This is a genomic window from Streptomyces sp. NPDC030143 (genome assembly GCF_055573695.1).
Genome location: NZ_JBVIAY010000009.1, coordinates 1 through 10729, shown reverse-complemented (window position 1 = coordinate 10729; position 10729 = coordinate 1). Strand labels below are relative to the sequence as shown.

Here is a 10729-nt window from a genome sequence, read left to right as displayed (position 1 = left end):
TCGCCCCGGGCGTCCACGGTGATCTTCTGCGACAGGTCGCCCTTGGCGACCGCCGTGGTCACCTGGGCCACGTTGCGGACCTGGGCGGTGAGGTTTCCGGCCATGAAGTTGACCGAATCGGTGAGGTCCCGCCACACCCCGGCCACACCCGGCACCTGCGCCTGGCCGCCGAGGCGGCCCTCGGTGCCGACCTCGCGGGCGACGCGGGTGACCTCGTCGGCGAAGGCGGAGAGCTGGTCGACCATCGTGTTGACGGTCTCCTTCAGCTGAAGGATCTCGCCCCGCGCCGGGACGTCGATCTTCTGCGACAGGTCGCCCTTGGCCACCGCCGTCGCCACCTGCGCGATGTCGCGCACCTGGGTCGTCAGGTTGCCCGCCATGGCGTTGACCGAGTCCGTCAGGTCGGCCCACGTCCCGGAGACCCCCGGCACCTCCGCCTGACCGCCGAGGGTGCCCTCCGTGCCCACCTCCCGGGCCACGCGGGTCACCTCGGAGGTGAACACGGACAGCTGGTCGACCATGCCGTTGAACACGGTGGCGATGTCACCCATGAGCCCGTCGCCGTCGGCGGGCAGCCGGGTGCCGAAGTCCCCGTCCCGCACGGCCGTGAGGCCGGCCAGGAGCTGCCTGAGCTCCTGGTCGCCCGGGACCGTGTCGGCGACCTCGGCAGTGTTGCTGGTCATGCGTACCCTCGTTCCGCTCCCCAGGAGCCCCCGGCCGGGGACTCGGAACCGCGCCGTCCGGGTGGACGGCACCGCATGTCGTGCGTGCATTTCCGCAGTTCACGGATGTGCGCGATGAGAGAAATCCGCCGCAGGCTAACGCACATGTCCGCGCTGGAACAAAGCGTCGCGTCACTTTGCCCTCACACGAATTCCACTGGGCGCGCACCTGGCATGCACGGGCGGAAACGGGGTACTCGATCAGGTTCTCGCCGACGCCGGGTCGGCGGGGCTCGGACGCCCGCGGCCGTCAGGCGAGGTCGGCGCCGAGCAGCCCGGTGCGCAGCCGCCCCACCATGCGGCTGATGAGCCGGGACACGTGCATCTGGGAGATCCCCAGCTCCCGGCCGATCTCGGCCTGGGTGCGCTCCTCGACGAACCGCAGGTGCAGGATCCGCCGTTCCCGCTCGTCCAGCTCGGCGATCAGCGGCGCCAGCGAGTGGAAGTCCTCGACCAGTTCGAGCGCCGGCTCCTCCGCGCCGATGAAGTCGGCCAGCACGGACTCGCCGTCCGCACCGCCGTCCGAGGTGAGCGCCGCGTCCAGCGACGCGGAGGTGTAGCAGTTGGCGGCCTTGCGCGCCTCGACGACCTCGTCCTCGGAGAGCGACATCAGCTGCGACAGCTCCCGCGTGGTCGGCGTACGGCCGAGCCGCGTCTGCAACTCCTCGGTGGCCCGCGCGAGTTCGACCCGTGCCTCCTGGAGCCGACGTGGCACGTGGACGGCCCAGCTCGTGTCGCGGAAGAAGCGCTTGATCTCACCGACGATGTAGGGAACGGCGAAGGAGGTGAACTCCACCTCGCGGGACAGCTCGAACCGGTCGATGGCCTTGATCAGGCCGATCGTCCCGACCTGCACGATGTCCTCCATCGCGTCGCCGCCCCGGCCGCGGAAGCGGGAGGCCGCGTAGCGCACGAGCGAGAGGTTCATCTCGATCAGGGTGTTGCGCACGTACTGGTACTCGTGCGTGCCCTCCTCCAGGACGGCCAGCCGGTCGAAGAACCGACGAGAGAGCTCGCGCGCGTCCTTGGGACTCACGAGGGTGGGCGAGTCGATGAGCGGAACCCCTCCCCGCAGGTCGTCGGCGGCCTGCCCTGCCGTGGCCGTTCCTGCCTGTGCCGTCACGGCATCCATGCCGCTCACTCCGTTCGTCGGGGCCCGACGGTGGGTCTTCAAGATCGTCGGGCCGGTCACGCCTCGTCTGCCCCTGCTCGTGCGACTCATGCCGCACCGGACTCGGCCGACGGGCGACCGCACCCCGAATGCGCTTGCCCCGTCCGGGTATCCGGTGCGTGAAACGGGAGAAGGGAGCAGCGTGACCATCGACGGAATATGGTCCTACACGCCGGACAGCGGGCATGTCGAGGGGCAGGACCTGACGGGGTACGCGGTCGTGGCGGCCGGCAGCACCATAGGGCACGTCGAACGGGAGGCCGGGCACCACGGAATGCGGCACCTGGTCGTCGACACCGGCGTCTGGCTGTTCGGCCGCAGCGCCGTCGTACCGGTGGGCGTGGTCACGACCGTCGACGCGGCGGAGCGCAGGCTGTCGCTGTCCTGCACCGGCGAGGAGGTCAAGGAGGCGCCGCGGTTCCGGACCGACAGCGAGACCACGGACCCCGAGTACCTCACGGCCGTGGGGGAGCACTACGGCCGGATCGTGCCGCGGGGGACCACGACGGCCTGACGGAACGGCCGCGGTCGCCGATGGCGGCCGCGGTCACCAGGGCAGGAAGACGTGCACGTCCTTGCCGTCTTCGTGCGTCACCACGCTGACCTGCGAGCACAGCGTGTGGATCAGATGCCAGCCGATGCCGCCGCCTCCGCTGTCGGGGCGGAAGGGACGCGGCGACGGCACGGTGGTGCTCGTGTCGTGCAGCGTGACGTGCACACCGTCGAAGGTGGGGCGCAGGTGCAGCTCGAAGGGGCCCGGCGCGTACTGGACCGCGTTGGAGGACAGCTCCGTGACGATCAGCACGATGTCGTGCCAGCACTCCGGGGCGGAGGGCGGTGACGCCCGGGTGAGATCACGGAGGAACTCCTCCGCGGCCAGGCGCGCACCCGTCACATCCTGCGGTTCGCCCGGGAAACGGGCGGTACGGCTCGGAATCGCCCAGGATGTCAGTGAATCGTTACCACGGGGCTCGGTTGCCATGTCGTCGTGCGGCCCTCGGGCCGTCGTCCTTTCTCGTCAGGCTCTCTCGCGTCGCCACTGTCAGGGTTCCCGGGCCCGCGCAGCCTACGCGTCCGGCACAGGAAGGTCACAGGCGTGTACGCCGGGCGGCCCTTCGGTGACCGGACGTGGCGGGCCAGCCCGCCGTGACGCCGGCGCCACCGACGCGGCTCACCGGAACACGTCGTCCGCGTCGTCCCAGCCCAGCACCTCCTCCGGGGTGTGCTGTCGGGCGGGGCGGGCGCGGGCCTGGTACATGGCGTCGATCTCGGCCGCGTAGTGCGCCACGATCGAGTCGCGGCGCAGCTTCATCGAAGGCGTCAGCAGGCCGTTGGCCTGGTCGAACGGCTGCGGCAGCACCCGGAAGACGCGGATGGACTCCGAACGGGACACGGCGCTGTTCGCGGCGGCCACGGCCCGCCCGATCTCCTCCCGCAGCGCGTTCTCCTCGCGCATCTCCCGGCTCCTGGTGTCGCCCTGGAGAGCCAGACCCCCGCGCCAGTGCGCCAGGAAGTCGGGGTCCAGCGTGATCAGCGCGCCCACGCAGGGACGGTTGTCGCCCACCACCACCGCCTGGTGGACCAGCGGATGCAGGCGCAGCCGCTGCTCGAGGGCCGCCGGCGCCACGCTCTTGCCGCTGCTGGTGATGATGACGTCCTTCTTGCGCCCGGTGATCGCGAGATAGCCGTCGGAGTCCAGGAACCCCAGATCGCCCGTGGCCAGCCAGCCGCCCCGCAGCGCCGCCCGGGTGGCGCCGTCGTCGTTGACGTACCCCTGGAACACCGACGGGCCGCGCACCAGGATCTCCCCGTCGTCCGCCACGCGGATGTCCGTGCCCGGCAGGGCGCGGCCGACGGTACCCGACTTCTCCCGGCCCAGCGGCTGCATGGTGATGCCCCCGCTGGTCTCCGTCAGGCCGTAGCCGTCGTGCACGTAGATGCCGATGCCCTCGTAGAAGAGGGACAGGTCGCGGTGGAGCGGCGAGCCGCCCGAGGTGCCCCGGTGGACCCGCCCGCCGAGGGCGGCGCGCAGTCTGCGGTACACCGTGCGCTCGAACAGGGCGTGCTGGAGGCGCAGGTCGAAACCGGGCCCCGAGCCGCGGCCGAGGCGCTGGCGTTCGACGGCCGCCGCGAAGTCCCGGGCCGTCTCCGCGGCCTTCTCGAACACGGCGCCGCGGCCCGTCTGCTGCGCCGTGCGCAGGAAGTTCTTGTAGATCTTCTCGAACACCGACGGCACCGCGTAGAGGTACGTCGGCCGGAAGGTCCGCAGCGCCGTTGCGAGCGCCGTCGCGCTCAGGTCGGGTTCATGGCCCATGAGGATGCCGCCGCGCACGCACAGACCCTGGATCATCAGGCCGTACACGTGGGAGAACGGCAGGAAGGCGAGCACCGACGGCTCCTGCCCCCGGGCCGCGGCCGTGTGCCCCCAGCCCGCCAGCAGGGTGTCGCAGGGCGCGGCCAGGCTGCGGTGACTGAGGGCGCAGCCCAGGGCGCGGCCCGAGGTGCCCGAGGTGTAGGCGATCACCGCGGTCGAGTCCGGCAGGACGATCCGGCGCAGCGAGTCCACCGTGGTCTGCGGCACCACCGCACCGCGCCGCGCGAGTTCCTCGAGCGCCCCGGCGTCCAGCTGCCACACGTGGCGCAGCGCCGGCAGGCTCGCGCACACCGAGCCCACCGTCATGACGCTCTGCTCGTCCTCGACGACCACGCCCACGCAGCCGGAGTCCCGCAGGATCCACTCGACCTGCTCGCGCGAGGACGTCGGATAGACCGGCACCACCTCGGCGCCCACCGTCCACAGCGCGTAGCTCAGCACGGACCACTCGTAGCGGGTGCGGGCCATGACGGCCACGCGGTGACCGGGGGAGATACCGGAGGCGACCAGCCCCTTGGCGAGGTCGACGACCTCGTCGCGCAGCTCGACGGCCGTCACCTCCTCCCACACCCCGGAGCCGGGGGCGCGCCGGGCGAGCGCGGGCCGGGCGGGGGTGGCGGCGGCTGTCTCGAAAACGCTGTCGGCGAGCCCTCCGGTCAGGGGCGATGCGGCGGGGGGAGCGAGGGCGACATCGCGCATGCGCTGCTCCTGACGGGTACGGGGTGTGACGTCGCCGACGAGCACTGTCATCGACGGTGGTCGAATGTAGCCCAGGTGGGACCGGTTGGGGCCGGGAACGGACAAGTGGATCCGCTCAGATGATCTCGGCCGTCCTCGTTGGAGACCCCAGGGGCCGGGGGACTCGGGGGACATGAGTCATTTCAACCCCGATCCCGAACCCGAACGCAGCACCGGGCTGGAACCGGGCGGCGGAGTGCCGCCCGGCGAGACCCCGCCGGCGGAGAGCAGCATGCCCGAGGCCGGCCCCCGGGAGACGCACAATCCCACCAAGGGCTGGGCCAAGGCCCCGCTCGCCCTGATCATCGGCCTCGTCGTGCTGGTCGCGGCCTTCTTCCTGGTCTACGCGCTGATCCTCATGCTCTGAGCCCCTCCTCCGCGGAGGGGGCCGGGGGCGGAGCCGGAGGGGGGTGAGAGCTCCGAACGGAAAGGGAGTCCGGGCTCGCGATGCCCGGCACGCACGCTCGCCGCGTCGCCGAAAGCCTCTGGTGGCTCCGCTACGAGGAGCTTCCGGCGCCTTGCGATCGCACGCACCGGACGCCGCGAGCTGACCGGCCTCCCTTTGTGTTCGGAGCTCCGAGGGGTCCTTGCATCACGAGCGCCTGATCAGGCCGCGCTGCCCGGGCGGGCACTGCAAGGACCCTCGTCCTCATCCCTGCGTGTGCCGTACGCAGGCGGTGACGACCTCGCGCAGACTCCCCGTGCGCTCCCAGATCTCCCGCTGGATCCGGGCGCCGTTGCCGTGGCGCAGCAGGTCGGCACAGGCCGAGCGGGCCCGCTCCAGATCCCCGGTGTCGGTCAGGGCGTCCGCCACGTGGTCCAGCAAGGCCCGTACCACCGTCTCGGCCGGGGCGCGCCGCATGGTCACCGGGTGGAGCAGGTCCCCGGTGAGCCCGGAGCGGGCGGCGCTCCAGTCGGCCAGCCGCAGCAGGCTGACACTGTGGTCCACCGGGTCCTCGCCCGCCTTCCACTCCCGCGCGGCCGTCTCGACGAGCCCGCGGACCAGGGTGGCGAGAAGGACGGCGGTGTCCGCGTGCAGACACACGTCGGCGACCCGTACCTCCACCGTCGGATACCGGGCCGACAGCCGGGCGTCGAAGTAGACCATGCCCTCGTCGAGGATCGTCCCCGTCGCCACCATGTCCGCCACGCGCTGGTGGTAGCGCTCCGCCGACCCGAACAGTTCGGTCGGGCCGGCCGACGGCCACCGCAGCCAGACCCGGCTGCGGTAGCTGCTGTACCCCGTCTCCTTGCCTTGCCAGAAGGGGGAGTTGGCGCTCAGCGCCGACAGCACCGGCAGCCAGGGACGGATCCGGTCGACGACCCCGACGCCTTCCTCGTCCGACTCCACGGATACATGCACATGACAGCCGCAGACCAGCTGCTCGCGGGTGGCGATTCCGTACTGCTCCGCCATCCACTGGTAGCGCCGGTTCATCCCGACGGACGGCTGCACCGGCAGCGGCGAGGTGGCGAGTGCCGCGACGGTGCACCCGATCTCCCCGGCGTGCCGGGCCGCCTCCCCTCGTATCCGCACGATCTCCTCGCCCAGTTCGTCCATCCCCGACTGCGGGTGGGTGGCGAACTCCAGCATCTGGTTGTGCAGTTCCTTCTCGAAGACGTCCTCGTCCTCCGTGGCCCGGTCCCGCGTGGCGCGGGCGAGAACCGCGGCGGACAGTGCCTTCGGCTCCCCGGTCTCCGGGTCGACCAGGAGGAGTTCCTCCTCCACTCCGACGGTGCGCACGGCATAGCCTCTCTTTGGCAGGTGGTACGCACCCGACTGCCCCGTCGGGCCTCGTTCACACGGAGTACGGCGTCAGCCACACCGTGGCCAACGGCGGCAGCGTGAGCGAGATCTCCCCGTTCTCCGGCTTGACCGGGTCGGGCAGGACGACGTCGCTGCCGCCGTAGCGGGCGGCGTCGGTGTTGAGGGCCTCGTACCAGACCGGGACCTCGCCGGGGATCCCGAGGCGGTAGTCGTGCCGGACCACGGGGGAGAAGTTGCTGACGCAGAGCAGGGGCGTGCCCTCGCCGTCGTACCGGACGAAGGCGAAGACGTTGTCGTCGGCGGCGTCGCAGAGCACCCAGCGGAAGCCGGCCGGGTCGGTGTCCCGCTGCCACAGGGAGGGGTTCGCCCGGTACAGCCCGTTCAGGTCACGGACCAGGTCCCGCACGCCCCGGTGGTCGGCCTCGGCGCCGTAGGCCGGGTCCAGTACCCACCAGTCGGGCCCGTGCGCCTCCGACCACTCCGAACCCTGCGCGAACTCCTGCCCCATGAACAGCAGTTGCTTGCCGGGGTGGGCCCACATGAAGCCCAGGTACGCCCGGTGGTTGGCGCGCCGCTGCCACCAGTCGCCCGGCATCTTCGACACCAGGGCCTGCTTGCCGTGCACGACCTCGTCGTGGGAGATCGGCAGGACGTAGTTCTCGCTGTACGCGTAGATCATCGCGAATGTCATCTCGTGGTGGTGATACTTGCGGTGCACCGGCTCCTTGGCGATGTACTCCAGCGAGTCGTGCATCCAGCCCATGTTCCACTTCAGTCCGAAGCCCAGACCGCCGCTGTCCGTCGGCCGGGTCACCCCGCCCCAGGCCGTCGACTCCTCCGCGATCGTCACCACACCCGGGCAGCGCCGGTACACCGTCGCGTTCATCTCCTGCAGGAACGCCATCGCGGCCAGGTCCTCCCGGCCGCCGTGCACGTTCGGCGTCCACTGTCCGGAGTCCCGCGAGTAGTCGAGGTACAGCATCGAGGCCACCGCGTCGACGCGCAGCCCGTCGATGTGGAACTCCTCGCACCAGTACACGGCGTTGGCGACCAGGAAGTTGCGGACCTCGGTCCGCCCGTAGTCGAACTCGAACGTCCCCCAGTCCGGGTGCTCGGCCCGCTGCGCGTTCCCGGGCTCGTACAGGGGGTCCCCGTCGAACCGGGCCAACGCCCAGTCGTCCTTGGGGAAGTGGGCCGGCACCCAGTCCATGATCACGCCGATCCCGGCCTGGTGGAGACGGTCCACGAGGTACTTGAAGTCGTCGGGGGAACCGAGCCGCGAGGTCGGCGCGTAGAACCCGGTGATCTGATAACCCCAGGACCCGGAGAAGGGGTGCTGGGCGACCGGCATCAACTCCACGTGCGTGAAACCGAGGTCGGCGACGTACGCCGGAAGCTCCTCGGCCAGTTCACGGTAGGTGAGGCCGGGCCGCCAGGACGGCAGGTGCACCTCGTACACCGAGAACGGGGCCTCGTGCACGGGGACGTCACCCCGGTGCGCCATCCACTCGGCGTCACCCCATGCGTGGTGCGAAGCGTGCACGATCGAGGCCGTGTCCGGCGGGACCTCCGCGTACCGCGCCATCGGGTCGGCCTTGAGGAAACGGTGGCCGTAGCGGGAGGTGATCTCGAACTTGTATGCGGTGCCCTCGCCGACCCCGGGCAGGAACAGCTCCCACACCCCCGACGCGCCGAGGGACCGCATCGGGAAGGCCGTCCCGTCCCAGTACGTGAAGTCGGCCGCGAGGCGCACCCCCTGGGCGTTCGGCGCCCACACCGTGAAACGGGTGCCCGCCACCCCCTGGTGGGTCATCGGCCGTGCGCCGAGCGCCTTCCACAACTGCTCGTGCCGCCCCTCCCGGACCAGGTGCAGATCGAGATCGCCGAGAGCGGGCAGGAAACGGTACGGGTCGTGCACCTCCTGCTCGTCCGCCCCGTCCTCCTGGTACGCCACCAGCAGCGTGTACGAGGGGACCGCGCCGAGCGGCAGGACGGCCGAGAACAGGCCGTCGCCCTCCGACCCGAGCGGGGTGCGCGCGCCGTCCACCACGACGGCCACCGACCGGGCGAAGGGGCGCAGCGCCCGGAAGGCGACCCCGCCCGGCACCGGGTGCGCCCCCAGCAGGGAGTGCGGGTCGTGATGGGTTCCCGCCAGCAGGCGCCCGCGGTCGGCGGGGTCGAGCGGGGGCGCCGCGGACGGACGGGGACCGGCCGACTCGGGCGGAGAGGTGTCACGCAGAGCCATGGGTCAGCCTCCTCGGACGGCGAGTCGTTCGATCGCCGCCATGGGTACGGGGAGCCAGTCGGGACGGTGCCGCGCCTCGTACAGCACCTCGTAGACGGCTCGGTCGGTTTCGTAGGCACGCAGCAGCGCGTGCTTCTTGCGGGGGTCCCAGCCGGCGCGCGCCGCGTAGCCGGCGCAGAACGCCTCCCGGCAGCGACGCGCCCACTGCGGACGCCAGGGCCGGCGCTGGCGGGCGGCGTAGTCGAAGGACCGCAGCATGCCGGCGATGTCCCGGACCGGGGAGTGCGGGCTGCACCGTTCGGCCAGCGGACGGGACGGCTCGCCCTCGAAGTCGATGACGAACCACTCCCGTCCGGCGCGCAGCACCTGCCCGAGGTGCAGGTCGCCGTGGATGCGCTGGGCGGCCGGCCCCGGGTCGCAGGCCGCGAGCGCGTCGAAGGCGGTGATGAGCCGCGGCACGTACGGGCGCAGCGCCGCCACGTGGTGCGCGGCGGCCTCCAGCCGCTCGGTCATGGCCGTCGCGGTGCGCGCGTTGTCGGCGCGCGGACCGGAGGGGAAGGCCGCGGCGAGCGCCGTGTGCACCTCGGCGGTGGCCCGGCCCAGCGCCTCCGCCTCCACGGTGAAGTCGTCCCCGTGGGCCAGGGCGTCCAACGCGAGGGTCCAGCCGTCGGAGGCGTCGGGCAGGAACGGCTGCAGCACGCCCAGCGTCGCCTGCTGGGGGTGTGTGGTGCTGAACCAGGCCACCGGGGCCGGCACCCGGCCGCACCCCTGCCCGGCCAGCGCGACCGGAACCTCCAGATCCGGGTTCACCCCGGGCTGGATGCGCCGGAACACCTTCAGGATGAAGGCGTCGCCGTACACGAGGGACGTGTTGGACTGTTCGGCCTCCAGCAGCCGCGGCGCCAGCCCGGCCGGCACCGGAACCGACGGGTCGGACTCGAAGCTGAGCGGCCCGAGCGGGCCCGGGTGCCGCATCCGCTCCAGCAGCAGATGGGCCGAACGGGGGTCCTGCAACGCGTCGTGCACCGTCAGACCGGCCAGCGGGCCCTCCTCGACCCTGCCGATGAGGGCCCGGCCCAGCCGCGGCGACAGGTGCTTCTGGATGCCGAGGAGCAGCTGGTAGCAGTCGCCGGGCGGGGGAGTGCCGCCGGGCGAGGGCACGCCGGACTGGCCGGTCTGCACCAGCAGGTGAAGACAGCCCGGATACAACTCCGTCATCGACAGCAGGCGCAGGTCGTTGAGGGGCCGGTCCTTGCCCGCGAACCAGCGCTGCCGCGGCAGCCACTCGCGCAGCAGTGCGCCGAGCGTCCCCGCGGAGCGGACGCCTACGGCACTGCCGGGGCTCAGAGATGCGGTCTTCGGCATGGTGACGCGTCCTTTCCTCGGCGCACGCTCACAGGCGCCGGCCGACGCGGGATGCGGCTCGGGCGAGCCGGAACCAGTAGAAACCGTGCCCTGCGAGGGTGAGCAGGTAGGGCAGCTCGCCGATCGCGGGGAAGCGGACCCCGCCGAAGAGCTCGACCGGGAAGCGGCCCTCGAAGCGGCGCAGGTCGAGTTCGGTGGGCTGGGCGAAGCGCGAGAAGTTGTGGACGCACAGGACCAGGTCGTCCTCGTGTTCGCGCAGGAAGGCGAGGACGGCCGGGTTGGAGGAGGACAGCTCGGTGTAGGAGCCGAGTCCGAAAGCGGGGTTCTGCTTGCGGATCTCGATCAT

Annotated in this window: 10 protein-coding genes; 2 read left to right on the top strand and 8 right to left on the bottom strand. The window is 71.7% G+C overall.

The annotated features are described in order from the left end of the window. Together ACZ4YY_RS17395 and ACZ4YY_RS17390 are read right to left on the bottom strand one after the other, a co-directional pair. Positions 1-683 (bottom strand): HAMP domain-containing protein (locus tag ACZ4YY_RS17395; protein WP_468290247.1); only part of this gene is annotated, 683 nt, incomplete at its 3' end. Between the two features lie 289 nt (positions 684-972). Next, entirely contained in the window at positions 973-1854 is an 882-nt protein-coding gene (locus tag ACZ4YY_RS17390) for an RNA polymerase sigma factor SigF (protein WP_468290244.1), read from the bottom strand. A 181-nt stretch (positions 1855-2035) separates the two neighbouring features. Between ACZ4YY_RS17390 and ACZ4YY_RS17385 the strand changes: the two genes are divergently transcribed. Further along, a complete protein-coding gene (locus ACZ4YY_RS17385) occupies positions 2036-2407 on the top strand; it encodes a PRC-barrel domain containing protein (protein ID WP_468290241.1) in 372 nt (123 codons plus the stop codon). Between the two features lie 33 nt (positions 2408-2440). On the opposite strand, the gene ACZ4YY_RS17380 is transcribed toward ACZ4YY_RS17385, so the two are convergent. Then, positions 2441-2875, bottom strand: coding sequence for an ATP-binding protein (locus tag ACZ4YY_RS17380; RefSeq protein WP_468290239.1), 435 nt, complete (start codon positions 2873-2875; stop codon positions 2441-2443). A 189-nt stretch (positions 2876-3064) separates the two neighbouring features. Beyond that, the gene (locus ACZ4YY_RS17375) at positions 3065-4966 is read right to left on the bottom strand and encodes an AMP-dependent synthetase/ligase (RefSeq protein WP_468290236.1); all 1902 of its coding nucleotides are present in this window, start codon (positions 4964-4966) and stop codon (positions 3065-3067) included. 172 nt (positions 4967-5138) lie between these two features. On the opposite strand from ACZ4YY_RS17375, the gene ACZ4YY_RS17370 reads away from it, so the two are divergent. Then, positions 5139-5372, top strand: coding sequence for a DUF6480 family protein (locus tag ACZ4YY_RS17370; protein ID WP_468290233.1), 234 nt, complete (start codon positions 5139-5141; stop codon positions 5370-5372). Positions 5373-5654: 282 nt separating this feature from the next. Here ACZ4YY_RS17370 and ACZ4YY_RS17365 read toward each other — a convergent pair whose 3' ends face one another. The 4 genes from ACZ4YY_RS17365 to ACZ4YY_RS17350 all read right to left on the bottom strand — a co-directional run. After that, positions 5655-6749 carry a glutamate--cysteine ligase 2 gene (locus tag ACZ4YY_RS17365; protein ID WP_468290230.1) on the bottom strand — a complete coding sequence of 365 codons (1095 nt, stop codon included), beginning with the start codon at positions 6747-6749 and terminating at the stop codon, positions 5655-5657. 55 nt (positions 6750-6804) lie between these two features. After that, on the bottom strand, positions 6805-9018 hold the full coding sequence (gene glgB / locus ACZ4YY_RS17360; protein ID WP_468290227.1) for a 1,4-alpha-glucan branching enzyme: 2214 nt from the start codon (positions 9016-9018) through the stop codon (positions 6805-6807). A gap of 3 nt (positions 9019-9021) precedes the next feature. Continuing rightward, positions 9022-10383, bottom strand: coding sequence for a maltokinase N-terminal cap-like domain-containing protein (locus tag ACZ4YY_RS17355; protein WP_468290224.1), 1362 nt, complete (start codon positions 10381-10383; stop codon positions 9022-9024). A gap of 28 nt (positions 10384-10411) precedes the next feature. Continuing rightward, positions 10412-10729 (bottom strand): alpha-glucosidase C-terminal domain-containing protein (locus ACZ4YY_RS17350; protein ID WP_468290223.1); only part of this gene is annotated, 318 nt, incomplete at its 5' end.

Excerpts from the sequence above, each read along its gene's own strand:
- ACZ4YY_RS17375 (WP_468290236.1), bottom strand. The coding sequence starts at position 4,966 with ATGCGCGATGTCGCCCTCGCTCCCCCCGCCGCATCGCCCCTGACCGGA.
- ACZ4YY_RS17355 (WP_468290224.1), bottom strand. The coding sequence starts at position 10,383 with ATGCCGAAGACCGCATCTCTGAGCCCCGGCAGTGCCGTAGGCGTCCGC.
- glgB (WP_468290227.1), bottom strand. The coding sequence starts at position 9,018 with ATGGCTCTGCGTGACACCTCTCCGCCCGAGTCGGCCGGTCCCCGTCCG.
- ACZ4YY_RS17390 (WP_468290244.1), bottom strand. The coding sequence starts at position 1,854 with ATGGATGCCGTGACGGCACAGGCAGGAACGGCCACGGCAGGGCAGGCC.
- ACZ4YY_RS17380 (WP_468290239.1), bottom strand. The coding sequence starts at position 2,875 with ATGGCAACCGAGCCCCGTGGTAACGATTCACTGACATCCTGGGCGATT.
- ACZ4YY_RS17370 (WP_468290233.1), top strand. The coding sequence starts at position 5,139 with ATGAGTCATTTCAACCCCGATCCCGAACCCGAACGCAGCACCGGGCTG.